General features: G+C 70.4%; 21 protein-coding genes. 9 read left to right on the top strand and 12 right to left on the bottom strand.

Annotated elements, in window-relative coordinates:
* Positions 1–91 precede the first annotated feature (91 nt).
* From CSC65_RS14065 to gap, 3 genes are all read right to left on the bottom strand, one after another.
* A complete protein-coding gene (locus tag CSC65_RS14065) occupies positions 92–1,477 on the bottom strand; it encodes a DUF3999 domain-containing protein (protein ID WP_162411212.1) in 1,386 nt (461 codons plus the stop codon).
* The gene (locus CSC65_RS14060) at positions 1,474–4,296 is read right to left on the bottom strand and encodes a DUF2339 domain-containing protein (RefSeq protein WP_162411211.1); all 2,823 of its coding nucleotides are present in this window, start codon (positions 4,294–4,296) and stop codon (positions 1,474–1,476) included. The genes CSC65_RS14065 and CSC65_RS14060 overlap by 4 nt, the downstream gene beginning before the upstream one ends.
* Positions 4,297–4,496: 200 nt before the next feature.
* A complete protein-coding gene (gap, locus tag CSC65_RS14055; protein WP_162411210.1) occupies positions 4,497–5,501 on the bottom strand; it encodes a type I glyceraldehyde-3-phosphate dehydrogenase in 1,005 nt (334 codons plus the stop codon).
* A 185-nt stretch (positions 5,502–5,686) separates the two neighbouring features.
* Between gap and CSC65_RS14050 the strand changes: the two genes are divergently transcribed.
* From CSC65_RS14050 to modC, 5 genes are all read left to right on the top strand, one after another.
* Positions 5,687–6,310, top strand: a complete 624-nt coding sequence (locus tag CSC65_RS14050; protein WP_162411209.1) for an OmpW/AlkL family protein — start codon at positions 5,687–5,689, stop codon at positions 6,308–6,310.
* Between the two features lie 44 nt (positions 6,311–6,354).
* A complete protein-coding gene (locus tag CSC65_RS14045) occupies positions 6,355–7,260 on the top strand; it encodes a S1/P1 nuclease (protein ID WP_162411208.1) in 906 nt (301 codons plus the stop codon).
* Between the two features lie 90 nt (positions 7,261–7,350).
* Positions 7,351–8,118: a molybdate ABC transporter substrate-binding protein gene (gene modA, locus CSC65_RS14040; RefSeq protein WP_162411207.1), complete on the top strand. Its 768-nt coding sequence runs from the start codon at positions 7,351–7,353 to the stop codon at positions 8,116–8,118.
* 9 nt (positions 8,119–8,127) lie between these two features.
* Complete coding sequence (gene modB / locus CSC65_RS14035) at positions 8,128–8,826, top strand: molybdate ABC transporter permease subunit (RefSeq protein WP_274379419.1); 699 nt, start codon at positions 8,128–8,130, stop codon at positions 8,824–8,826.
* A gap of 61 nt (positions 8,827–8,887) precedes the next feature.
* Positions 8,888–9,502 (top strand): molybdenum ABC transporter ATP-binding protein, encoded by a 615-nt coding sequence (gene modC, locus CSC65_RS14030; RefSeq protein ID WP_162411206.1) that lies wholly within the window; start codon positions 8,888–8,890, stop codon positions 9,500–9,502.
* 119 nt (positions 9,503–9,621) lie between these two features.
* Here the strand turns inward: modC and CSC65_RS14025 are convergent, their stop codons facing one another.
* From CSC65_RS14025 to CSC65_RS14015, 3 genes are read right to left on the bottom strand one after another with little or no spacing between them, the layout of a single operon-like run.
* Positions 9,622–10,170: an energy transducer TonB gene (locus CSC65_RS14025; RefSeq protein ID WP_162411205.1), complete on the bottom strand. Its 549-nt coding sequence runs from the start codon at positions 10,168–10,170 to the stop codon at positions 9,622–9,624.
* Complete coding sequence (locus CSC65_RS16270) at positions 10,170–11,828, bottom strand: TonB family protein (RefSeq protein ID WP_238390411.1); 1,659 nt, start codon at positions 11,826–11,828, stop codon at positions 10,170–10,172. Before CSC65_RS16270 ends, CSC65_RS14025 begins: the two co-directional genes overlap by 1 nt.
* Entirely contained in the window at positions 11,818–12,213 is a 396-nt protein-coding gene (locus CSC65_RS14015; protein ID WP_162411204.1) for a BlaI/MecI/CopY family transcriptional regulator, read from the bottom strand. The genes CSC65_RS16270 and CSC65_RS14015 overlap by 11 nt, the downstream gene beginning before the upstream one ends.
* A gap of 106 nt (positions 12,214–12,319) precedes the next feature.
* Between CSC65_RS14015 and CSC65_RS14010 the strand changes: the two genes are divergently transcribed.
* The 4 genes from CSC65_RS14010 (at position 12,320) to CSC65_RS13995 (ending at position 16,448) form a co-directional block, all read left to right on the top strand.
* Entirely contained in the window at positions 12,320–14,272 is a 1,953-nt protein-coding gene (locus CSC65_RS14010; RefSeq protein WP_162411203.1) for an acetyl-CoA hydrolase/transferase C-terminal domain-containing protein, read from the top strand.
* A 56-nt stretch (positions 14,273–14,328) separates the two neighbouring features.
* Positions 14,329–14,640: a BolA family protein gene (locus CSC65_RS14005; RefSeq protein ID WP_162411202.1), complete on the top strand. Its 312-nt coding sequence runs from the start codon at positions 14,329–14,331 to the stop codon at positions 14,638–14,640.
* 109 nt (positions 14,641–14,749) lie between these two features.
* Complete coding sequence (locus tag CSC65_RS14000; protein ID WP_162411201.1) at positions 14,750–15,724, top strand: L,D-transpeptidase family protein; 975 nt, start codon at positions 14,750–14,752, stop codon at positions 15,722–15,724.
* Between the two features lie 34 nt (positions 15,725–15,758).
* Entirely contained in the window at positions 15,759–16,448 is a 690-nt protein-coding gene (locus CSC65_RS13995; protein WP_162411200.1) for a M23 family metallopeptidase, read from the top strand.
* Between the two features lie 145 nt (positions 16,449–16,593).
* Here CSC65_RS13995 and tkt read toward each other — a convergent pair whose 3' ends face one another.
* The 6 genes from tkt to CSC65_RS13965 form a co-directional block, all read right to left on the bottom strand.
* The gene (gene tkt / locus CSC65_RS13990; protein WP_162411199.1) at positions 16,594–18,591 is read right to left on the bottom strand and encodes a transketolase; all 1,998 of its coding nucleotides are present in this window, start codon (positions 18,589–18,591) and stop codon (positions 16,594–16,596) included.
* A 313-nt stretch (positions 18,592–18,904) separates the two neighbouring features.
* Positions 18,905–20,218 carry a dicarboxylate/amino acid:cation symporter gene (locus tag CSC65_RS13985; RefSeq protein WP_162411198.1) on the bottom strand — a complete coding sequence of 438 codons (1,314 nt, stop codon included), beginning with the start codon at positions 20,216–20,218 and terminating at the stop codon, positions 18,905–18,907.
* A 54-nt stretch (positions 20,219–20,272) separates the two neighbouring features.
* The gene (locus tag CSC65_RS13980) at positions 20,273–21,916 is read right to left on the bottom strand and encodes a BatD family protein (protein ID WP_162411252.1); all 1,644 of its coding nucleotides are present in this window, start codon (positions 21,914–21,916) and stop codon (positions 20,273–20,275) included.
* A gap of 74 nt (positions 21,917–21,990) precedes the next feature.
* Positions 21,991–23,778: a tetratricopeptide repeat protein gene (locus CSC65_RS13975; protein ID WP_162411197.1), complete on the bottom strand. Its 1,788-nt coding sequence runs from the start codon at positions 23,776–23,778 to the stop codon at positions 21,991–21,993.
* Positions 23,775–24,797 carry a vWA domain-containing protein gene (locus CSC65_RS13970; RefSeq protein WP_162411196.1) on the bottom strand — a complete coding sequence of 341 codons (1,023 nt, stop codon included), beginning with the start codon at positions 24,795–24,797 and terminating at the stop codon, positions 23,775–23,777. The genes CSC65_RS13975 and CSC65_RS13970 overlap by 4 nt, the downstream gene beginning before the upstream one ends.
* Positions 24,794–25,246: a DUF4381 domain-containing protein gene (locus CSC65_RS13965; RefSeq protein WP_162411195.1), complete on the bottom strand. Its 453-nt coding sequence runs from the start codon at positions 25,244–25,246 to the stop codon at positions 24,794–24,796. The genes CSC65_RS13970 and CSC65_RS13965 overlap by 4 nt, the downstream gene beginning before the upstream one ends.

Below are 25,246 nucleotides of genomic sequence, written 5' to 3'. Positions count from 1 at the left end.
GGTATCCGATGGGGGGAAGGCGCGATCCGGGCGATGCGGCCCGGCGCGGACGCGCATTGTCCCGCCCGCGCGCCGGCGCGGCAAACCCGGGTCAGTCGCGCGGCGGGCGCTGGCGCAGCAGGCTCAGGCCCAGCGCGGCCACCAGCACGGCGCCACCGACCAGCAACGCCCACAACAGGCCGGACTTCCAGTCGATGTCGCGCCGCGGCTTCAGCGCGCGATCGCCGGCGAGTTCTTCGGGCGCATCGGCCAGGTACGCCGGCGCCGGTTGCCAGCCGGCACCGCGCTGGCGACGCAGCGCATCGAGCAGGCCCGGGATCGGCGCATCGGCACGCGCGGCATTGGCGCTGCCGGCGGCCAGCGCATAGGGCGGCTCGCCCTGGGCGAGGAACACCATCACCTCGGGCTGGTATCCCAGCCGCAGCACCGGCACCGCGTCGCCGACCGGCGTGCTGGCGCCCAGGCGCCAGTGGCGGTCGCGCACCGGCGTGGCCAGCGGTTTGGGCTCGGAATGGTTGGCTTCACCGCTGCCGGCGCCGACCTGGAATGCCATCCACGGCCCCGCCCGCCACAGCCATGACGCATCGGTGCGTTCACGGCTGTGCAGGGTCCATTCCAGCGCGCTGTTGCCCGGCAGGCGCACGTCGGCGCGCTCGACCGGGAAACGCCCGGGCAGGACGAACTCGAAATAGTCGCGGCCGCCTTCCTTGCGACGCTCACCGGCGATCTCGACCCATTCCCAGCGCGCCTCCGGCGGTGGCGGTGCCAGTTCCGCGGTCACCCCCGTCAGCACCGGTACCGGTCCGGGACGCAACGGCAGCAGCCGCAGGTAGCGGGCCTGGCCGTCCAGCACGATCCGGCCCTGGCGCAGGCGTTCGCCTCCGCGCTCCAGGTCCAGCAGGGTCGTGCCCTCGTTGAGCGTGCGCCACTGGCGCAGGTCGTTGCTGCCTTCGATCCGGTAGCGCGCCTGCAACGACTGCACCGGCCGCTCCCATTCGAGCAGCAGCGCGCGTAGCGGCTCGCGCAGCCGACTGGCGTCCACCAGCCATTGGCCGTGCGCCAGGGCTGCGCCCTCGCGCGCGGGCACCTCGGCCTCGATGCGGACGATGCCGCCCTCTTCGTCGCGCTCGGCGACCAGGTGCAGGTCGCCGCCGCCTGCCGCCGGATCGATCGCCGGCAACGGGAACCAGGGCAGCCCCAGCATCCGCGGCGGCTGCGCCAGCGGCTGCGCGGGCGAAAGCAGGGCCGACGGCAACGGCTGGCCCTGTGCGTTGAACACGTCGATGTCGCGCAGCGAAGGCTGGCTCGCGCTGCGGTACACCGCTTCGTCCAGCACGACCCGGTAGGCACCGCTCTCCTCCTGGCCCAGGGTCAGCGGCCACTGCCGCGCGTAGTCCTCGCGCGCGGCGGCGCTGGCGCCCATGGAGACGAACGCAAGTGCGAGCCACAACCCGTGCGACCACCGTGCGGTGCTCATGCCTGCGATTCCTCCTGCAAGGTGCCATGCGTGCGCGGTGGCGCGGGCGCCAGGTAGCCGACGATCGTGCACAGCACGCCGTAGGCGATGAACGAGACGATGCCCAGCAGGCCACCAAGGTGCTGGCGATCGACCAGCAGCAGCTTGGCCAGGACCACGCCCATCAGCACTGCGCCGGCCAGCCACAGCCCGCGCTGGCCGCGGCGCGAGCCGACGACCCAGCCGATCACACCGAGCACGCTCCAGACCACGGTCAGGCTGGTCTGGGCAAGGCTGGTGGAAACGAGGTCCGCATTCCACGCAATGCCACCCCAGTGGTGCACGCCACGCAACGTGGTCGCCGTCAGCAGCAGGAAACCGCCCAGCGCGACCACGCCGGTCCGCAACCGGCCCAGGTCCGAAGACGCTCTTGCCGACCACAGCCACGCGCCGGCCAGCGCGAGCGCGAGCAACTGCGCCAGTTCGGCCGGGTTGAGCAGCGGCAGCCAGGGCAACGGCGCGGAGGGCGCCGGCTGCGCCAGCGCCAGCAGCCAGCCCATCGCGATCACCGCGAAGACCAGGGCCAGCAGCGGGTTGCGCAATGCATCCGCTTCGTCGCCGCGCGGGAACGCCAGCCATGCCCAGTGCCACAGCGCGGCCGCGGCCAGCGCCAGCCAGGGCAACGCCATCAGCGCCAGCAGCCAGCCCTGCGCGAGCCCGGCCTGCCCGGTCCACCACACCGCTTCCAGCGTGAGCAGCACCGGCCATGCCAGCCACCAGGCGAACTGGACCGCACCCGCGCTGCCCGATGCGTCATCGCGCAGGCACCACAGGCTGCGCAGCCCGAGCACTGCGAACACACCCCACGCCAGCCCGCCCCAGCCACCACCCAGCGGATGCGCATGCACCGCGTCCTGCCACAACGCCAGCGGCATCGACAGCGCGAACGCGGCGAACACGGTCAGCGCCAGGGCGCGCGCCGGGCGCAGGCGGTGCACTTCGGCGGCGAGCCAGGCGCTGCCAACCACGAACACGAGCAGCGCATCGGGACGCACGTCCGCATCGACGAACCGATGGATCTCGTGCACGCCATTGCCCGTCCACCAGGCCAGGCCCCACAGGTAGAACACCAGTGCACCCAGCGTCGACCCGTGCAGGCGCGACGCCCAGGCGCTGGCCAGTCCCGCCAGCGCGATCAGCAGCAGGCTCATCGCGGTCGGGTTGAGCAGCGCGCGGGTGTCGCCGGCGATGCTGTCGACGCCCACCACCACCGCGCACGCGGCCAGCAGCTGCAGCGCCGAACCGGTGAACCGCGGCAGCCACCTCTGCTGGCGCAGCCCCAGCCAGACCAGGCCGGCGCCCTCCAGCGCGAACACGCTGGCGGTGGCACGCGCCGACAACGCCAGCGGCACCGCGAGCGTGGCGAAGCCCACCGCGAGGATCGCGTACGACTGGCCGAGCACCGCGTAGCCGGCGCGCCGCAGCAGGCTCCATGCCAGCCCCGCGTACAGCACGCCCAGGCCGAGGGCACACAGCGCCAGCGGCATGCGCGCGCCATCGACGAAGCGTCCTTCCATCAGCCCCGCCTGCAGGGCGAAGGCCACCAGCGGCGTGCCGAACACCAGGCAGCCGTCGACCAGGTCGCGGCGTCCTTCCGGTTGGCGCCGCGCGAACAGGATCGGCACGACGAGGTAGAAGACGAAGAACAACACCAGGAACGGCTGGGTGGTGCCGTATTTCTCCGGCTGGTAACCGCTCGCGCCCCACAGGCTCCCGATGCCGAAGGTGAAGGCGAAGCCGAGCAGGTTGAGGATTCGCCAGGAGCGGAACCAGGCGATGGCCACGATCGCCGCGTTGAGCAGCGCGTAGTACGAGAACAGCGCCACGTGGTTGCCACTGCCGGTCGACAGCCACAACGGGGCCAGGAATCCGGCCAGCAGCGCGAACACGGCCAGGGCCTTGGCGTCCTGCAGCACCGCCAGCAGGCCCATGCCGGCCACCAGCAGCACGCTGATCGCGAACGCCGGTCCGGCGTCGATCACGCCATAGAGTTTGAACGCCGCGAAGACCGTCAGCAGCAGCACGCCGATCGCCCCGCCCTGCAGGCTCAGCGCGAAGACGCGGTTGCTCTCGCGCCGCCGCCAGGCGAAGCCCAGGGCAGCCAGCGCCACGGCCGCCACGCCAGCCAGGCGCAGCTCCAGCGGCAACACGAACAGGCCCTGGTCGCTGGCGTACTTGAGCAGCGCGGCCACGCCGGCCAGCAGCACCAGCATGCCGATCTTCACCGGCACGTTGCCCACGGTGAACCAGCGCTTGATCGTGCGCAGCAGCGCGTTCTCCGGCGGTGCCATGGGCGCATGCGAGACGCGGGTCGAGGCCGCGGCAACACGCGCGCGCGTCGCGGCGTCGACCGTCGCGCCGGCGGCATCGGCGCGCTGGCCCGACGGCGGCAGCGGTGGCGGCGCGGAAGAAACCGCACTGGGCGCGGAGGGTGGCGTGATCGGCGCGTCGTTCACCGGTTCCGGTGGCTGTGGCACCGATGCCTGCGCCAGCACCCCGGGCGAGGCAGCCGCGCCTGAATCCCGGGCCTGCCGCATCAGCTCCGACAGCGTCGGGGCATCTGCGGCCGCGTCCGTGGGCGCAGTCCGCGACGGCACGGGCGCGGGCACCGCAACGCTGTCGCGCGCGCGCTCGCGACTGGTCGCGAGCTGCAGTTCCGCCAGGTTGCGCTCCAGTCCGGCCACCCGTCCCTTGAGCGAGGACAGCGACACCAGCGCGACGATCAGCAGTACGGGCATGGCCAGCAACGCCAGGCCCACGATCACGAGTATCCCCACCATGCCGTCCATCCCTCCCCCGTCCGAATCGGTACGCATCGCGCAGCGGTAGCCGGCGATCCCTGCCGGTCATGGCGTCGGCAGCGTCGGCGATGCGCGACGGTAATGCAAGACCGGCACGCCCCGTAAGGGGAGCGTTAAAACGAGAAAGGGCGCCGTATGGCGCCCTTCCCCTTGCAACGTGTCGAAGGCCTGCCGGCTGCTTACTTGGCGGCGATGACCCGGACCATTTCCAGGCACTTGTTGGAGTAGCCCCATTCGTTGTCGTACCAGGCGACCAGCTTGACGAAGGTCGGGTCCAGCGCGATGCCGGCATCGGCGTCGAAGATCGAGGTGCGGGTATCGCCGCGGAAATCGGTGGCCACGACCTTGTCCTCGGTGTAGCCGAGGATGCCCTTCAACGCGCCTTCGCTCTGCGCCTTGATCTCGGCCTTGATCTCTTCGTAGCTGGCCGGGTTCTCGAGCTCGGCGGTCAGGTCGACGACCGACACGTCCGAGGTCGGCACGCGGAAGCTCATGCCGGTCAGCTTCTTGTTCAGCGCCGGGATCACCACGCCGACGGCCTTGGCCGCGCCGGTCGAGGACGGGATGATGTTCTCGAGGATGCCGCGGCCGCCGCGCCAGTCCTTGTTGCTCGGGCCATCGACGGTCTTCTGCGTCGCGGTGGCCGCGTGCACGGTGGTCATCAGGCCGCGCTTGATGCCCCACTTGTCGTTGAGCACCTTGGCCAGCGGCGCCAGGCAGTTGGTGGTGCAGGATGCGTTGGAGATGATCGCCTGACCGGCATAGGTGTCGTGGTTGACGCCGTAGACGAACATCGGCGTGTCGTCCTTGGACGGCGCCGACAAAAGCACCTTCTTGGCACCCGCATCCAGGTGCTTCTGCGCGGTGGCCTTGTCCAGGAACAGGCCGGTCGATTCGATCACGACCTCGGCGCCGACCTCGTCCCACTTCAGGTTGGACGGGTCGCGCTCCTGGGTCAGGCGGATCTTCTTGCCGTCGACGACCAGGGTGTTGCCCTCGACCTTGACGTCGCCCTTGAAGCGGCCGTGCACGGAGTCGTACTGCAGCATGTAGGCCAGGTATTCCGGCTCGAGCAGGTCGTTGATCGCGACGATCTCGATGTCCTTGCCGAAATTCTGCACCGCCGAACGCAGCACGTTGCGGCCGATGCGGCCGAAGCCGTTGATGCCAACCTTGATCGCCATTGCTGAGGACTCCTGACGCCGCGGCGCGCGCGGCCGTGATGGATAGGACTGAAGCGGGTTGAAACGAGGCGGCCATTCTAGCACCGGCCCCTCGATCGGCCGGGGCCGCCTTGACTGCGATCAAGGCGCGCCACGCGCCAGGGCCGGACACTGGCTCCCCCCCCACGAGCCATGAGCGCTTACCCATGAAACAGAAGCTCCTCCCCGCCCTGTTCGCCGCCGGCCTGGCCGTCGCGGCCGCCCCGGCCTTCGCCCAGTCCGCCGGCGACTGGACCCTGGGCTTGGGCGTGCACCAGGTCGACCCGAAGTCGGACAACGGCACCCTGGCCGGCGGCACCCTGCCGCTGTCGATCGACAGCGACGCCAAGCCGAGCCTGACCTTCGAATACTTCCTGCGCGACAACCTGGGCCTGGAAGTGCTGGCGGCGTGGCCGTTCCAGCACGACATCTCGGTCAAGGGCGTCGGCCGGGTCGGCAGCACCAAGCACCTGCCGCCGACGTTCAGCCTGCAGTACCACTTCAACGACAAGGGCGTGGTCTCGCCGCTGCTGGGCGTGGGCCTGAACTACACCACGTTCTTCAGCGAGGACACCCGCGGCGCGCTTGAGGGCGCCAACCTGAAGCTGGGCGATTCCTGGGGCCTGGCCGCGCATGCGGGCCTGGACTTCCGGGTCAGCGAGAAGGCCGCCATCCGCGTGGACGTGCGCTGGATCGACATCGACACCAGCGTCCGCGTCGACGGCGTGCGCGTGGGCTCCGCCAACATCGATCCACTGGTGTACGGCGCCGCTTATGTCATGAAGTTCTGATGACGGCGCGGGAGTGGCGGCGGCCGGTCGGTTAGAGTGCCGGCATGACCGACGCGACTCCCGCTCCTTCGATCCCCGCTTCCACCCGGCAATCCCCTGCGCGACGCTCGCCCACGCGTGCGTCGCGTCTTTTCACCCAGCGAACGCGGCGACTGGGCGCGTTGCTGTTCCTTCCGGTCGCGCTGGCGATCGCCCTGCCCGTCCACGCCTGGGGCGCGCTCGGCCATCGCCTGGTGGCCCGCCTCGCCGAGGACGGACTGACACCACAGGCCCGCGCGGGCGTGGCCCGCCTGCTGCAGGGCGAAACCGAACCCACCCTGGCCGGCATCGCGACCTGGGCCGACGAACTGCGCGGCAACGATCCGGAACTGGGCAGGCGCTCCGCGCGCTGGCACTACGTCAACATCGGCGGCGACCACTGCGCCTACCAGGCCGCGCGCGACTGCCCCGGCGGCGACTGCGTGGTCGCGGCGCTGGAAACGCAGGCCCGGATCTTGGCCGACCCGGCACGCACCGACGCCGAGCGCCGCCAGGCGCTGAAGTTCGTCGTCCATTTCGTCGGCGACGCCCACCAGCCACTGCATGCCGGTCACGCCGGCGACCGCGGCGGCAACGACTACCAGGTCAACTGGCGCGGCAAGGGCAGCAACCTGCATTCGCTGTGGGACAGCGGCATGCTCAACTCCCAGAACCTGGATGAGGACGCCTGGCTGGCGCGGCTGCGCGCATTGCCCGCGCCGGCCCCGGTGTCGCCGCTGCCGGCGCGTGCGCCGCAGGCATGGGCCGAGCAGTCCTGCCGGCTGGTCATCGCGCCAGGGTTCTATCCGCCAGGCCATGTGATCGACGACGCGTACGTCGCCGCGCACCTGCCCGCTGCCGAAACGCAGTTGCGCCTGGCGGGCGCGCGGCTGGCCGCCACCCTCAATACCGCTTTCGGCGCCACTTACTGACCTGCCCGGACGCCCTCATCATCCACAGCCTCCCTTCGCCGTAGCCCGCCCAAACCGGAGAACGACGGCATGTCCGCACCGGAAATTCCGATGTTCCGTTCCCTGGCGACCGTGTTGCTGGCGGCCACCTTGGCCGCGTCCCCGTTCGTGGTCCGCGCCGCCGACGCACCGGTGACCGTGTTCGCCGCGGCCAGCCTCAAGGAGTCGATGGACGAGGCCGCCCTCGCCTACGGGAAAGCCACCGGCACGCCGGTGCGCGTTTCGTACGCGGCCAGCTCGACGCTGGCGCGGCAGATCGAACAGAGCGCGCCCGCGCAGGCCTTCGCCTCCGCCGACCTGGAATGGATGGACTACCTGCAGCAGCGCAACCGCATCGACGCCGCCACTCGCCACGACCTGCTCGGCAACCGCCTGGTCCTGGTCGCACCGCAGGGCAGCGCGGTGAAGGTCGACCTGGCCAAGCCCGGCTCGATCGCCGGCGCCTTGGGCGAAGGTCGGCTGGCGCTGGGCCAGACCGCGACCGTACCGGCGGGGAAATACGCACGCACCGCGCTGGAATCGCTGGCGCAATGGGAACCGGTGAAAGCCAGGCTCGCCGAATCGGAAAGCGTGCGCGCGGCGCTGATGCTGGTGGCGCGCGGCGAAACGCCGCTGGGTGTCGTCTATGCCTCCGACGCGAAGGCCGAGCCGCGCGTGCGCGTGGTGGCGACCTTCCCCGCCGGCAGCCATCCGCCGATCGTGTATCCGGTCGCGGCGCTGCGCGACGCCCCCGCTCCGGCTCGCGATTTCGTGCGCTGGCTTTCCTCGCCCGAGGCACGCGCGATCTTCGAGCGTCGCGGCTTCGACGTGCTCGACTGAGGCCTCACGTTGACCTCCTGGTTCTCGCCCGAGGAAATGACCGCCATAGGCCTGAGCCTGAAGGTGGCCAGCGTGGCCGCGCTCGCCAGCCTGCCGCTGGGCGTGGCCGTCGCATGGCTGCTGGCGCGCCGGCGATTCCCGGGCAAGGCCCTGCTCGATGCGCTGGTGCACCTGCCGCTGGTGCTGCCACCGGTGGTGATGGGCTACGCGCTGCTGGTGATGTTCGGCAGCCAGGGACCGATCGGCGCCTGGCTGCACGACACGTTCGGCATCACCCTGGCCTTCCGCTGGACCGGCGCGGCGCTGGCCTGCGCGGTGATGGGCTTCCCGCTGATGGTGCGCGCGATCCGGCTGTCGATCGAGAACGTGGACCGCAAGCTCGAACAGGCCGCCGCCACGCTCGGCGCGGCGCCGTGGCGCGTCTTCCTCACCGTCACCCTGCCGCTGGCCTGGCCCGGCCTGGTGGCCGGCGCGGCGCTGGCCTTCGCCAAGGCGCTGGGCGAATTCGGCGCGACGATCACTTTCGTCTCGGCCATCCCCGGCGAGACGCAGACGTTGTCTTCGGCGATCTACGGCCTGATGCAGGTGCCCGGCGGCGAAGCGGGGATCTGGCGCCTGGCGGCGGTATCGCTGCTGATCTCGCTCGGCGCCTTGCTGCTGTCGGAATGGCTGGTGCGGCGCAAGCGCAGCGCGGAGGACGAAGCATGAGCCTGTCGCATTGCACCCCGCTCCGCCGCGCGGACGCACCCGCACGCCGCGGGGTCCGCCCATGCTGAGCCTTGACCTGCAGCTGCAGCGCGGCGGCTTCCGGCGCCACGTCAGCATCGAGGAACAGGCACGCGTGGTCGCGCTGGCCGGGCCCTCGGGCGCGGGCAAGACCACCGTGCTCAATGCCATCGCCGGGCTGGTGCGACCGGTCTCCGGCCACATCCGCATCGACGACCGCGTGCTCTACGACAGCGCGCGCGGGATCGACGTGCCTACCCACCGCCGTCGCATCGGTTACGTATTCCAGGATGCGCGCCTGTTCCCGCACCTGGACGTGGCGCGCAACCTGCGCTACGGGCGCCATGGCGATGCGCAATCGCGCTTCGGCTTCGACGCCGTGGTCGAACTGCTCGGCATCGGGCACCTGCTGGCGCGGCGCACCGCGAACCTCTCCGGTGGCGAAGCGCAGCGCGTGGCGATCGGTCGCGCCCTGCTGTCGCAACCGGCGATCCTGCTGTTCGACGAGCCGCTGACCGCGCTGGACCCGGCGCGGCGCGAGGAACTCATCCCCTACCTGCAGCGCGTGCGCGACGAAGTGCGCCTGCCGATGCTGTACGTCAGCCACCATCCGGACGAGGTACGGCGGCTGGCCGATGCGGTGCACGTGTTCGACTAGCATGCATCGTTGCATGCACGCACGTGCGACAGGCTCGCGCCCTTGAATGGAGCGCGTGAAGCCCAGCGCCACGCCTACCGCATGGAGCATCGCCGATCACGCCCGTCGCACCGCCGCGTTCAGTGCTTCCGCTGCGCCGCGCCCACCTGCTGGCGGCCATTGCGAACCTCGAACGTGAACGCGTAGGCCAGCGTCACCGCCACCCGCCTGGCTTCGGTCACCGCGCCCGCGCAACCGGTGCCGTTCCAGTCGCGATCGCGTGTGGCCGCATCCGGGTAGTCGCAGAACACCGCTGGCTCGAAACGCCAGCCGGAGATCGCGCGCAGCACCGCGTCGCCCAGTTGCGGCTGCATCTTCGGGCCCATGCATCCGGGATCTTCCAGCAGGGCGATTTCGCGCACGCCGCCATCGGTATCCACCACGAACCCCGCGCACAGCGTAGTCGGCGGCAGGTCGCGCAATTCGTATCCTTGCGGGAAGCCCGGCGGCGCATTGTCCCGCGGCGCCGGGAACACGAAAGCCTGGTTGGCCGCCATCTCGTATCGCGCAGCACCCTCAGGCAGGATCAGCCGCTGCTCCACACCGGCGGTGCGGGTAGCGCAGGCGGCGACCGACAGGACCAGCACGACGATTGCGAGCCGCCGCGCATGCGTGAGCTCGCGCTCCATCATCCGTTCCCGCCCTCCTGCTCGGCAGGCCTGGCCTCGAAGGTGATGGGCACGCGGACCTGCCCGGCGACCGGTTTGCCTCCCTGCAGCGCCGGTTCGAACGTCCACTGCCGTGCCGCCTCGATCGCGGCGGCGTCGAATACGCCGGCAGGCGTCGACTCCTCGACCTGCACGTCGGTGACGCGGCCCTCGGCATCGACGGCCACCCGTAAAAGAACCTTGCCGTTGATGTAAGCACGGGCCGCATCTTCCGGATAGCGCGGCGCCGGGAGCCGCTCTCGGGCGAGGGGCGCCAGGGGGTCAGCGCGGAGCTCATCCCCTGAGCCGGCGCTCGCATCGTCCGCGATGGCGGTGTGACCCGCGGCACGTGCCGACGCCTGCTCGACATCCATCGCCCTGGCCCCATTGGCGGACGCCTGCGGCGGTGCATCGGCAAGACGTTTCGCGTTGACCTCCAGGGTGAAGACCGAACGTCCATCGAGCGTGCTGAGCTGGATCGTCGCAGGCTTGCCCAGTGTCGCGACCAGTGCCGGCTCGGACACCAGGCCGCCATCGGCACGCACGCTGCCCCCGATCCAGAACAGCCCCGGATCATCGAGCGGCTTGATGGCCAGTTCCGCTTCCCAGACCGGGGATCCACCTTCCTCGCTGCGAATGCCGAACGTGCGGCCGGCCTGTTCGCGCAGCTGGAACGACTGCGAGCGGCCATCGACGTCCAGGCGAACGTCGATCGCGAAGGTTGTTCCTACCATCGCGCCAGGCGCCTGCGCGGGCTGTGCCGCCCAGGCCGTGTAACCCGCGGCCGCGCTGAGTCCCAGCGCGAGGAGCGCAGCGGCCATCCAGTGCATGGGAGAAGGCGTGGGTCGCTTGAGCATGTCGATGCGCTCCTTGATCGGATGCCGTGCCTGCCAGTGGCAGCCGAGCGGCAGGGGAAGTTCGTCGAACTGGGTCTTGAGCATCGCTTCGCCGTACTGGCGGCGCGCGCGCGGGTTGCGGGCGATCACCCACTCGTCGCAGGCCAGTTCCTGGTCCAGGCGAAAGCGGCGCAGCGCGAAGGACAGCAGCGGGTTGAACCAGAACACGCAGCGCAGCAGCGCCACCAGCGCGTTGGCCAGCAGGTCGCCGCGGCGCACGTGGACGCGCTCGTGCTGGAGGACGAGCGCCTGCTCCTGCGCCGAGTAGCGCTGCCCGAAGTCGGCGGGGAGCAGGATGCGCGGGCGCAAAACGCCGGCGACCGCGGGCAGTCCGGCGGTTGCGGCCGTCGATTCGTAGAGGCCGTCGGCGCGGCGCCGCAGCACGCCCAGTCCGCGATGGAAACGCCGCTGCTGCAGGAACAGGACCGTGGCCAGGGCAAGCGCGCCCGCGAGCCAGGCCAGCATCGCCAGTTCGCTCCAGCCCATCCCCGCCTGGCGTTCGGGCGCGGCAGCCACGACGATCGCGGGCGCGACCTGCCAGGCCACGGGCAAGGCCAGTGGCACGTCGACACCGCGCGGCAGCAGCACCGCCAGCAGTGCGATCGGCACGCACAGCCACAGCGAGTAGGCGGCGGTGGCACCCAGGAGCGCGCGCACCGGCAGGCGCAACGCCAGCACGAGCAGCATGGCGACGCTGCCGGCCACGGTGGCCTCGGCAAGGAATGCGATCAGGTCAGCGTCCATCGTCGGCCTCCTTGCCATCGTCCAGTTCCGAGACCAGGCGCTTGAGTTCGGCGATGTCGGCCGGCGAAAGCTGCCCTCGTTCGCTGAAATGCGCGACCAGCGGTGCGACGCGCCCGCCGAACAGCCGCGCCAGCAGGCCTTCGCTCTGCTGCTGGACCCAGGCTTCGCGGCGCAGGACCGGCGAGTACAGGTAGCGGCGTCCATCCTTGAGGGCACTGATCGCACCCTTGTTGAGCAGGCGGTTCAAGAGGGTCTTGATGGTCGGCTCGGCCCAGCCCGTGCTTTCGGCGAGGGCGGCGATCACGTCCTCGGCGCTGCGTGGACTGGATTCCCAGAGCACCTCCATCACCATCGCCTCGGCATCGCTGACCGGTGTCGTGTCCATCGCGGGCCCCGTTTACAGGCGTAATCCTTTGTCGATTACACGCGTAAACAGAAGCGCGTGTCAACACCCCCGGCGAGGCACCTCGCCCATGCCCTAAGCTGGCCGCATGACCCATCATTTCAACGACCTGGACGCGGCGGTGGATCATCTGCTCGCGCAGCTGCCGACCGCCATGCATGTGGCAGCGCCCCTGGGCCTGGGCAAACCGCACCGCCTGCTCAATGCGCTGTACGCCCGCGTCGAAGGCGACCCGGCGCGGCCGCTGCACCTGTACACCGCGCTGTCGCTGGACCCGCCCTCTCCGGGCCAGGGCCTGAAGGCCCGGTTCGTGCGGCCGTTCCTGGCCCGGCATTTCGGCGATGACTTCCCGCGCCTGGCCTATGTGCAGGCGATGAAGCGCGATGCGTTGCCGGCGCACGTCGAGGTCGAGGAGTTCTACCTGCAGTCCGGCGCGCTGCTGGACTCGAGCCAGACCCAGCGGCGCTACGCCAGCCTCAACTACACCCATGTCGCCGCTGCACTGGCGCACCGCAGGACCGACATGATCGTGCAGAAGGTGGCGCGCGCGCCCGGCGGCGACCGGCTGTCGTTCTCGTGCAACACCGACCTCACCCAGGACACCGTCGATGCGCACCTGGCACGCGGCCTGCCGCGTCCGCTGATGGTGGCCGAGGTCGATCCGCACCTGCCCTGGCTGGGTGGAAGCGCGGTGGCACCGGCAGGCTTCTTCGATGTCGTGATCGATCCGCCGGCGCCGCATCCGCGTCCGTTCGGTCTGCCGCGGCAGCCGGTCGACGACGCCGATTACGCGATCGGCCTGTACGCCAGCACGCTGGTGCGTGATGGCGGCACCCTGCAGATCGGAATCGGCGCACTGGCCGACGCGCTGTGCCATGCGCTGGTGCTGCGGCATACCGACAATGCCCGTTACCGGCAGGTGCTGGCCGCGCTGGACCCGGACCTGGAGGACCACCCGGCGGTGCGCGAGAGCGGTGGGCTGGGCCCGTTCGAGATCGGGTTGTACGGCTGCAGCGAGATGATCAACGAGGGCTTCAAGCGCCTGGTGGAAACCGGCGTGATCCGGCGCAAGGTAGTGGACGATCCGGCGCTCATGCAGCGCCTGGCCGACGGCACTGCCAACCTCGGCGACCATGCGCGGCTGGAGCGCGACGGCGAATACCTGCATGGCGCGTTCTACCTGGGCTCGCCGGATTTCTACGCCTGGCTTCGCGACCTGCCGGACGAGCAGCGCCACGCGATCGGCATGCGCCGCATCGGCACGGTCAACCAGATCCACGGCAACGACGAGGCATTGCAACGCCTGCAGCGCCACGACGCGCGCTTCTTCAACAGCTGCATGATGGCCACCGCGCTGGGTGCCGCGGTCTCGGACGCGCTGGAAGACGGCCGCGTGGTCTCCGGCGTTGGTGGCCAATACAACTTCGTGGCGATGGCCCATGCCCTGCCCGGAGCGCGTTCGGTGCTGCTGCTGCGTGCGGTGCGTGAAGCGCATGGCCGCACCGATTCGAACGTGCGCTGGAACTACGGCCACGCCACCATCCCGCGCCACCTGCGCGACGTCTACGTGGACGAGTACGGCATCGCCGACATGCGCTACGCCAGCGACGAGGATTGCGTGATCGCGATGGCGGGCATCACCGATGCGCGTTACCGCGACGGCCTGCTCGAACACGCCCGCGCCGCACGCAAGCTGCGGGCCGGCTTCCAGGTACCCGCCCGCTGGGAGCGCAACACGCCGCAACGACTGGGCGCGGCGCTGGCCCCGTTCCGCACCGACGGCACCCTGCCCGACTACCCGCTGGGCAGCGATTTCACCGCGGTCGAACAGCGCCTGGTACGCGCACTGGCGTGGTTGCAGGCGGGCACCGCGCGACCGGCCGGCAAGCTGCAGGTAATCGTGCGGGCACTTCGGGGTAGCGGGCAGGATGATGCCGAAGCGCTGGCGCGCATGGGCCTGGACGCGCCGCGCGGCGCGGGCGCCTGGCTGGAGGCGCGCCTGCTGCGCCTGGCACTGGCCCAGACCGCACGTCCCGCTTGATTTCCAGCATCGCCAACGCCATCTCTTCCGGACTGCACGACCGCACCCACACACCCATGACCACTCGCGCCGAACAGATCCGTGATGCCCTGTCCGTCCTGGAGCCGCTCCACCTGGACGTGACCGACGAAAGCCACATGCACAGCCGTGGCCTGGAGACGCACTACAAGGCGGTGATCGTCAGCCCCCTGTTCGAGGGCCAGCGTGCGATCAGGCGCCACCAGTCCGTCTATGCGGCGATGGGGCCGCTGATGCAGCAGGTCCACGCGCTCGGCCTGCACACCTACACGCCGGCCGAATGGGAAGCCGACGCGGATGTTCCCGATTCGCCACGCTGCCGCGGCGGCGGCAAGCACGACCCCGCCTGAGCGGGCGATCCTCGCACGGCGTCGACGACGCTGAACATCGCACACCGGCCTTCACGCGGGCACTGCATGCGCCTGCGCAGCGTATCGGCACATCCTGCCGGAGCGCGCCATGGTCCCGTATTCCCGTCCTGCCTTCCTCGCGCTCGCCATTGCGCTGTGCGCCGCACTGCCGCCCCCGGCGGCCGCCCGGCCGGCCGATGGCGCGGCACTCGCGACTTCCGCGGATGATCGCAGCCAGCACGAAGGGGCAGGCGCGCTGCTGCGCCTGCAGGTCCTGCTGGATCGGGCACGCTTCTCGCCGGGTGAAATCGATGCGCTCGCCGGCTCCAACCAGCAACGCGCCTTGCGTGGCTTCCAGCAGGCGCGCGGCCTGCCCGTGACGGGACATGCGGATGCGGCGACATGGCAGGCGCTCGAACAGGACACCGCTCCGGTGCTGGTCGATTACACGCTGACCGCCGCCGACATCGAAGGGCCTTATGCGCGCCTGCCCGACGACATCATGGAGCAGTCGAAGCTCGACAAGCTCGGTTATGCCTCGTTGCCGGAGGCGCTCGGCGAACGGTTCCATGCCAGCCCGGCCCTGCTCGGGCAGCTCAATCCCCAAATCGCGCAGGCACGTCCCGGCACCGTGCTGAAGGTCCCCGCGGTGGCGACCGATCCCTTGCCCAAGGCCGCACGCCTGGTCGTCGATCGCAGCGATTCGGTATTGCGCCTGCTCGACGGAGAGGGCCGCGTGCTCGCACAGTACCCCGCCTCCAGCGGCAGCGAACACGATCCGCTGCCGCTCGGCGAATGGAACATCGTGGCCGTCGCGCCGGATCCGACTTTCCACTACAACCCGGACCTGTTCTGGGATGCCGATCCGTCGCACGGCAAGGCCAAGCTGGCGCCCGGTCCGAACAATCCGGTCGGCACGGTCTGGATCGACCTCTCCAAGCCGCATTACGGCATCCACGGCACTCCCGAGCCCAGTGGCGTTGGCAAGCGGCAGTCGCACGGCTGCATCCGCCTGACCAACTGGGATGTGGCGGCCGTCGCCGCGGCGATCGATACGCGCACGCCGGTCACGCTGCAGGAATGATTGCCACGACCGCTGCATCCACGGACGCACTGCCATGAAGACCCTGCTGGCCCTCCTGCTGTGCGTCGTCCTGGCCCTGTTCGCATTGGCCCACTTGGAAGGTGCGGGTGGACTGACCTCGCTGATCGAAGTCCAGCCGAGCCCCGTACCCACCGATGCTGCGCCCACGCTGGCCGCGACCGGGGCAACCCGATCCGCTCCCCCGATGCCCGCGACACCCGAGGCAGCGGCAGCCGCTGCTGCTGGGCCGCTTCCCGCCCGGCACCCCGAGGCCGGCGCTGCCTCCGCGCTCCTGCTGCCCGTCCAGGGCATCGGGCCGGCGCAACTGCAGGACACGTTCACCGATGCGCGCAGCGAGGGGCGCCTGCACGACGCCATCGACATCATGGCGCCCGCCGGAACGCCGGTGCTCGCGGTCGCCGACGGAAGCGTCGAGAAACTGTTCGACAGCCAGCGCGGCGGCCTGACGATCTACCAGTTCGAGCCCGATGGCCGGCTTGCGTATTACTACGCGCACCTGCAGCGCTACGCCGATGGCCTGGCCGAGGGACAGGTCATCAGGCGTGGCCAGGTGATCGGCTACGTGGGTGCCACCGGGAACGCAGACCCGGCGGCGCCGCACCTGCATTTCGCGATCTTCGTGCTGGGACCGGAACGGCGCTGGTGGGAGGGCACCGCGGTCAATCCGTATCCGGTACTGAGCGGAACGGCACCGCTGCCCTGAACACACCTCGCGGTCGCAACCCGCATCGCGAGGCGAGACTGTCGAGTGCAGACAGGCGCCAACGAAGAAGGGGCGCTTGCGCGCCCCTCCTGGTCCACTGCCCACGCTGCGACGGCAGTACCGCCGCACCAGGCTGATTCGCGTATTACAGCGCCTTCGCCGCTTCGACCACCTTGTCCGTGGTGATGCCGAAGTAGGTGTACAGCTCGCCGGCGGGCGCGGAGGCACCGAAGCGGTCCAGGCCGACCACCGCGCCATCCAGGCCGACGTACTTGCGCCAGAAGTCGGTGACGCCCGCTTCCACCGCCACGCGCTTGCGCACGGCCTTGGGCAGCACCGACTCGCGGTAGGCCGCATCCTGGCGATCGAACACGTCGGTCGACGGCAGCGACACCACGCGGGTCTTCAGGCCGGCGGCATCGAGCACCTTCTTGGCTTCCACCGCCAGCGACACCTCCGAACCGGTGCCCAGCAGGATCACGTCCGGATTTCCGCCTTCCGCGTCGGCGAGCACGTAGCCGCCGCGCTCGACCGCCTTGAGCTGCGCATCGCTGCGCGGCTGGTGCGGCAGGTTCTGGCGGCTGAACACCAGGCAGGTCGGGCCGTCCTTGCGCAGTACGGCAGCCTTCCACGCCACCGACGACTCGACCGCGTCGCAGGGACGCCAGACGTCGTTGTTGGGGATGTAGCGCAGCGTGGCCAGGTGCTCGACCGGCTGGTGGGTCGGGCCATCTTCGCCCAGGCCGATCGAGTCATGGGTGTAGACGTGGATCACGTGCGCCGGGATCAGCGCGCTCATGCGCAGCGCATTGCGCGCGTAGTCGCTGAACACCAGGAAGGTGGCGTCGAACGGCAGGAAGCCGCCGTGCAGGGCGATGCCGTTGGCAATGGCGCTCATGCCGAATTCGCGCACGCCGTAGTGCACGTAGTTGGCATCCGGATCGACCTCGGTGACCGACTTGCTGGCCTTCCACTGGGTGAGGTTGGACGGCGCCAGGTCGGCCGAGCCGCCGATCAGTTCCGGCAGCAGCGGTGCGAAGGCGCCGATCGCGTTCTGCGAGGCCTTGCGCGAGGCGATGGTCGCGCCTTCGGCCTGGACCTTGGCGATGTACTCATCGGCCGCCGCGAGGAAGCCCTGCGGCAGTTCGCCCTTCGAGCGGCGCGAAAGTTCTGCCGCTGCGTCGGCGTGCTGCGCGGCGTAGCGGTCGAACAACTGCTGCCACTCGGCCTGGCGCCGGGTGCCGGCATCGTTGCGCCAGCCGGCGTAGATGTCCTGCGGGATTTCGAATGCGGCGTACGGCCATTCCAGCGCCTTGCGCGCGCCTTCGAGCTCGTCCTTGCCCAGCGGCGAGCCGTGCGACTCCTCCTTGCCGGCCTTATGCGGGGCACCAAAACCAATAATCGTCTTGCAGCAGATCAGGCTCGGCTTGTCGCCCACGGCCAGTGCGGCATCGATCGCCGCCTTGATCGCGGCCGGGTCGTGGCCGTCGACGCCGCGCACCACGTGCCAGCCATAGGCCTCGAAGCGCGCCGGCGTGTCATCGGTGAACCAGTCGTGGACTTCGCCGTCGATCGAAATGCCGTTGTCGTCCCAGAACGCGGTCAGCTTACCCAGGCCCCAGGTGCCGGCCAGCGACGCAGCTTCGTGCGAGACGCCTTCCATCAGGCAGCCGTCGCCCATGAACACCCAGGTGCGATGGTCGACGACGTCCAGCTGCGGACGGTTGTAGCGCTGCGCCAGCAGCTTCTCGGCGAGCGCGAAACCGACCGCGTTGGCCAGGCCCTGTCCCAGCGGACCGGTGGTGGTCTCCACGCCAGGCGTCTCGTGGCGTTCCGGATGGCCGGCGGTCTTGCTGTGCAGCTGGCGGAAGCGCTTGAGCTCGTCGATCGGCAGGTCGTAGCCGCTCAGGTGCAGCAGCGCGTAATGCAGCATCGAGCCGTGCCCGTTGGACAGCACGAAGCGGTCGCGGTTGATCCAGTGCGGATCGGACGGGTTGTGGCGCAGGTAGTCGTTCCAGAGCACTTCGGCGATGTCGGCCATGCCCATCGGCATGCCGGGATGGCCGGACTTGGCGGCTTCGACCGCATCGGCGGCGAGGAAACGGATGGCATTGGCCAGCTGGCGGCGGGTGGGCGTCGTCATGTCGTCGGGTGGGGTCACAAGGCACCCGCGGCGCTGCGGGCCGCCCATTGTCCCATTCCTTGTCCACTCCTGTCCCGCGGCTGGACGCAAAAAAACGCGTGCGCACCGGTACGGGCAAGGTTTTCGCTGAAACCGGTGGGCCGCGCGACGCAGCCGGATTCCTGTTCGAGATCGAGCCGCTCGAGCCTGGAAGCAGGCAGGAACCAGCCCGGACGGGCCCGCCTCGCCGCCGGGCCGCCACTTCCTCCTGCGCGGCCCGGCGCTACCACCAGGCTCGCGCGCTGCCACGCCGTGGGCTTGGCCGGGACTGCTCCTACGCGGCTTCGCGCGCGGCGGGTGCCGGCGGCAGCGATGCCTCCGTTTCGCCGTGCGCCACCAGCGTGGCCAGGGTCAGGTCGCCGCTGACGTTGAGCGTGGTCCTGCACATGTCGAGGAAGTGGTTCACGCCCAGGATCAGGCCGATGCCGATCGGGTCGACGCCGACCATCGCGCAGATCAGCGCGACCACCGGCAACGAGCCCGATGGCACGCCCGCGGTACCGATGCCACCGAGGATGCACACCAGCATCACCATGAACTGCTGGCCCAGGCTCAGGTCCACGCCGAAGAACTGGGCCAGGAAGATCACGGTGACGCCTTCGAACAGCGCGGTCCCGTTCTGGTTGGCGGTGGCGCCCACCGTCAGCACGAAGCGCGACACCTTCGGCGGCAGGCCCATCTGGTCGGCCACGCGCAACGCAGTCGGCAGGGTCGCATTGCTCGACGCGGTGGAGAACGCCATGACCGCCGCTTCCTGGATGTCACGGAAGAACTTCAGCGGCGAGCGCCCGACCATCCGCACCGCCAGCGAGTAGGTGCCGAACATGTGCAGCGCCAGCGCCAGCACGACCACGCCCACGTAGGCGCCCAGCCGGACCAGCAGGTCGAAGCCGAAGATCGCAGCCAGGTTGAACATGAAACAGAACACCGCGTACGGCGCCAGGCGGATCACCAGGCCGATCAGGGTCATCGATATCTCGAACACGCCCTCGATCCCGCGCTTGAGCGTGGCCACCTTCTCGTCGCGCGTCAGCACCATGCCCACGCCGAACATCACCGCGAAGAACATCAGCGCCAGGATCGAACCATTCTCCGACGCGGCCTTGATCACGTTGCTCGGCACGATCGACAGGACCATGTCCATGCCGCGCGGCTGGGTGTCGACGCTGGCCACGATCTCGCGGCTGCGTTCGGCGTTCTGCACCAGCAACTGCTGCGCGAGCGCCGGATCCACGCCCGCGCCCGGCTTGAAGGCATTGACCAGCACCAGCCCGATGAGCACCGCCACGCCGGACAGCACCACGGTGTAGGCGAGCGTCTTCCAGCCGATCCGGCCGAGGGCGCGGATGTCGCCCATCTCGGCGATGCCCATCACCAGCGCCGAGAACAGCAGCGGCACGATCAGCATGAAGATCAGGTTGAGGAACAGGCGCGACGCTGGCGTGGTCACGTAGTGGGTGAACGCCTGGACCCAGCCCGCGTCCGCGCCGGCGCTCAGGTGCACGACCAGGCCGAGCACCAGGCCCAGGCCGAAGCCCAGGCCCATCTTCCACGGCATCGGCCAGGGGCGGCGTGCGGTCGCGGTCATGCGGGTGTCTTCCGGAAAGATGCAGTTTGCAGCTTAGCAAACCGGCCAAGGCACTCAGCGCGGGGGATACAGCGGCGGCAGCGGTGCGATTGCGTCCGGCGCGGACATCTTCCAGCGCGGACCTTCCCGGAAAGCGGAGCGCAAAGCGGCTCGCGCCCGTGCCGGCTCGCCCTCGCCGGCCCACAATGCGCGCCGCATCGCGTCCAGCGACTCACGCTGCGCCGGATCGTCCAGGCGCCCGATCACTTCATCCAGGCCGGATGCCGGCGGCGATGCCATGTGCTGCAGCATGCGCACCGCTTCGTCGAAGCCGCCGGTGTCCAGCGCACGGCGCAGGTCCGGCAGGGTCGGTCGCGTGGTGATCGTCGAGGACGAAGCGGGCGCGTGGTGGCGCGCCGCACCCTGATGCGTGGCGCGTCGCCGCGACCACAACATCCAGGCCAGCGTGGCGAGCCATAGCGCTGCGAAGACCAGTGCCAGCCAGAGCCACGCGGGCCGTGCCATCGGCACGGCGTCCGCGCCTGCGGCATCGACCGGTACAGCCACGCCGGCAGGTGCCGCCGCCTGGCCCGCCGCCGGTGCCGCAGCGCCGGCATCCGCGCCCACGGCCACATCCAGTTGCAGGTCCGGCAAGGTCGCCACCCTGGCCTGGCCAGCCGTGGTGTCCCACCAGTCCATCCGTGGCCCGGCCACGCGCAGCGGACCCGGGCGCAGCGGCACCACCGAGAAGCGGCGTACCGCGGTCAACTGCGGACCGCCATCGACGAAGCGTTCGGTAGTCTCGGCGCGTTCGGCAAACACCTGCGCACCCTCCACCTGCGGGACCGGGATCTCGGGGAACTGCGCCGACGTGGCACCCTGCGCGACGGCTTCCACCGCGATCTCCACCGCTTCGCCAGTGCGCGCACCGTCAGGCGCGGCCAGGTAGCGCAGGCGCAGTTCGCGCAAAGGCAGCCAGGGCTGCGGTGCCGCATCGGGTTGCGCGCGCACCTGCAGGGTCTGCGCGGGGCTTTCCGCCGACAGGTTGCGGCCGTTGCCGAACAGGTCGTCGAAGAAACCGCCGGCACCCTGTCCACGAAAGCGCGCCGGTGGCAACGCCAGCGGGCCGCTGCGTTCGGGCACGAGCAGGTAGCGCCGCTCGACCACCTGGTAGCGACGCCCGCCGATCTGGCGACTGCTCTGCACGTCATCGCCGACGCGCTGCAGCGCGGTGCCCGCGGGTGGATCCTGGGTGAGTTCGCCCGAAAGCAGCGGGGTCGCGTAATACAGGCGCAGGGTCAGGCCCACGCTCTGCTGCACGTAGGGGGATGGATCGTCCACCCGCGATTCGAGGAACACGTCGCCGCGCGCCACCGGGGCTTGGGCCATCGAGGCATCCAGCGCGAGCGGCGCAGTGCGCTCGGCGCCGACCTGCAGCGCCGGCACCTGCAACCTGCCCGCACGGCGCGGCGTCAGCGCCACTCCGAAGAGCGTGCGGTCCTGCCCCCAGGCCGCGCTGCGGTACGGCGGGCCGAGCGAGAAGTCGTCCTGCAGCGGGGTGTAATCGGGCGCCACTCCACGCTGGTCGGTTTCGATGTTGAGGGTGACCGCCTCACCCTGCGTCACGCTGCCACGATCGAGCCAGGCACGGGTTTCCGCATGCGCTCCGGGCACGGCGAAAGCGCAGGCCGCCACCAGGGCCTGCGCGACACGGACCATACGCGACCAGCGGTTCGACAACGCGGCGTTCGATCCCGTCGGGGCGGCGCGTTGCGCTGATTGCGTGCGGCCGCTCATCTGCCCTCCTGCTGGCGTCGCTCGTACTCGAGCCGGAACTTGGCGCGCAGCAGCCCGCCCGGATCGTCCGGAACACGCCGCAGCCACGCCTCCCGCGCCTGTCGCTGTTCGCGTGCCTGTGCATCCTCCTGGGCCGGGCGTGATGGCGGTGCCTGCGTCGGCTCCTTGCCCTGGCCCTGCTGCAACGCCTGCTGCATGCGCTCGCGCTGCTCGCGGTCGGCCTGCTCCTGGCGCTGGTCCGCCTTCGCGTCCCCTGCCTTCGGTGGAGGCGGCTCATCGGCCGGCGACGATTGCCCGTCGCCCTGGGGGGATTGCTGCGACGGGTCGGCTTTCTGCTGCGAAGGCGAAGCGTCCTGCCCCGGTTGCCCGTCGCCCTGCTGGTTCTGCTTCGAATCCTTCTGGCTGTTCTGGCCTTGCTGCCCCTGCTGCCCTTGATTGCCCTGTGGCGGCTGCTGTCGACGCGCGGACTCGACCACGCGCCGGTTGGCGACCGCGTCCTCCATGCCGGGCGACTGCTTGAGCGCGCGGTCGTAGGCGGCGATCGCGTCGTCGTAGCGCCCCTGTCGCGCCAGGGCATTGCCGAGGTTGTAGTGCGCATCGGCACCGCGCGCGTCCGCCTCGGAAAAGGCGTCGCCGGCGGCGGCGAAATCACCCTGCCGGTAGGCATCGACGCCCTGTTCGATGCGCTTCTGCGCCTGCTGGTCGTCGCGACGCCACCAGCCGCCCGCGCCACCGTCCGCGGCGTGCGCAGGCGCGGGCAGCGACAGCAGCAGCGCCAGCGGCAACGCGGCCAGGACGCCGGCACCGCGACGGAATGCCAGCGCACCCAACAGCAACAGCGGCAGCAGCAGCCAGTAGCCCTGGTCGAGCCACACGCGCTGGCCACCGCCCGCACGCTCCAGCGCCGCGGCCGCAGCAGGTTCCAGCACGCCCAGCGCGCGCAGGTCCGCGTCATCCACGCTCAACTTCGCGTAGCGCCCCCCGCCGGCGCCGGCCAGCGCACGCAAGCCGGCTTCGTCCAGGCGCGCAGGCTGCATCGCACCGCCGCGGTCCCGGTACATCGCACCAGCGGCGGAGCCCAGTCCGAGCGCCGAAATTCGGTATCCCTGCGCGGCCACCGCCGCGGCGATGTTCTGCGCGGCCGCGTCGACTTCGCCGGTCACCAGCAGGATGTCGCCGCGCTCGAAACCGGCCTGGTGCAGCAGGCTCGCCGCATGGGTGATCGCGCGCTCGGGCCGGCGGCCGTCGACCGGCATCACGTCCGGCGCCAACGTGTCCAGGAACAGGGCGATGTTGCCGGCGTCGGTGGTGAGCGGTGCGACCGTATAGGCATCTTCCGCCCAGGCGACCAGGCCCACTTCGCCCCCTTCACGTTCGCCCAGCAGCGTAGCGATCTTGGCCCGCGCCTGCGCCAGTCGTGTCGGCGCAAGGTCGGGGGTAAGGCTCGAAGAGGACAGGTCCAGTGCGATCACCAGCGGCGCGCGGGTCTCCCATTGCGGCCTCTCCTCCTGGCGCCATCCCGGCCCGGCCAGGGCCACGCCCGCCAGCGCGAACGCCAGCGACAGTCCAGCGAGGCGCCATCCGGCGCGCCCCTGTCCGGGTTCGAGCAGGTGCACGAGCAGGTGCGGGTCCACCGCATCCCGCCAGCCTTGTCGCCGCCGTGCGCGCCACAACCACCACAACAACGGCAGTGCCAACAGCGCCCACAGCCACAGCGGTCGCTGGAAGTGCACGGCAGGCAGCGCAAGCCACTCCGGCAACGAGGCGCTCAGCCAGGCACTCATGTGCGACTCCAGCGTGGCGCGATCCGCGACAGCGGCCAGGCGACGATCACCAGCACCAGCGCCATGCCCAACGGCCAGGGATAGCGTTCGATCCGTGGCCTTACCGGCGCGGCCGCCACTTCCACGGGTTCCAGCCGGTCGAGTTCGGAATAGATGCCTGCAAGCTGGCCGGTGTCACGCGCGCGGAAAAAGCGGCCACCCGTCGCCTCCGCAACCTGGCGCAACGTGGCCTCGTCCACTTCCTCGCCACCCTGGATCGGCACCGGGACGCCGAACAGGGAAAAGCCTGCGCCGCTGCCACCGAAGGCGATGGTATGCACGCGCACGCCTTCGGCCTTGGCAAGTTCGGCCGCCTTGAGCGGATCAAGCACGCCGGCGGTGTTGACGCCGTCGGTAAGCAGGATGAGCACGCGCTGGCCTTCGGGCTGCTCGCGCAGGCGCTTGACCGCCAAACCGATCGCGTCCCCCAGCGCGGTTTCGCGCCCGGCCAGGCCCGCGACGCTGTCGCGCAATTGCAGGCGTACCGAATCGCGATCCAGGGTCAGCGGGGTGAGCATGTACGCACGTTGCCCGAACACAAGCAGGCCGACGCGGTCGCCGGCACGGCGCTGCAGGAAATCGGCGATCACCGACTTGGCCGCGGTCAGGCGATCGACGACCTGCCCGCCGAGCTCCATGTCGGTCTCGCTCATGCTGCCGGACAGGTCCACCGCCAGCAGCATCTGCCGCGCCTCGCGCGGTGGCGTCTGCGCCTGGCCGAGCTGCTGCGGCCGCGCGGCGGACGCGCACAGCAGGATCCACGCCAGCGCGGGCAACAGCCAGGCGCTATGCAGCCGGACGCCATCGACGCTGGCGACACCGTCCAGGCGCGCACCCCAGGGCACACGCAACGCCTGCACGCTGCTGCGCCGCGGCGGCAGCAGCAGGTGTGCAAGCAGCGGCAACGGCAACGCAGCCCATGCCCATGGCCAGGCGAAACCGGCGAAGCCCTCCTGCCATGCCGTCCACCATGCGCTCATCGACGCCCTTCCATCAGTTCCAGGAAGCGCGTGCGCGCGAGCGCATTGGCAGCGGCGACAGCGCCCGGTTCCAGCTGCGCCCGGAACGCCCCATCGAGCAGCAGGCGCCCCGCGCCATCGCTGAACGCATGGCCGCGCGCGCCGTCGAGGAAGTGCAGCCAGGCTTCGCCTTCCAGCAGCTCGGCCCCTGCCTGGCGGCGCCGCGCCGCGCGGCGCAGCAGTTCCGAAATCGCGGCCACGCGCTCGGGATGACTTTCCTTCGCTGTAGCGGCATCGAACCAGCGCTCCCAGCGCCGGCGTCGCAGCATCCTCCAGGTTCGCCAACCCAGCCAAGCGATGAAGGGAAGCGCGATCGCAGCCGCAAGCAGCCACCAGCCCGGGGCCAACGGCCACCAGGAGGGCGACGGCGGCAGGTGCACGTCACGCAGCGGCAGGCGGGTGGGATCCAT

It is taken from the genome of Pseudoxanthomonas daejeonensis (genome assembly GCF_010093205.1).
GTDB classification, from domain to species: Bacteria; Pseudomonadota; Gammaproteobacteria; order Xanthomonadales; family Xanthomonadaceae; genus Pseudoxanthomonas; species Pseudoxanthomonas daejeonensis.
Note: the sequence above shows the minus strand (reverse complement) of the source record. Positions and strands in the feature narration are given on the sequence as shown.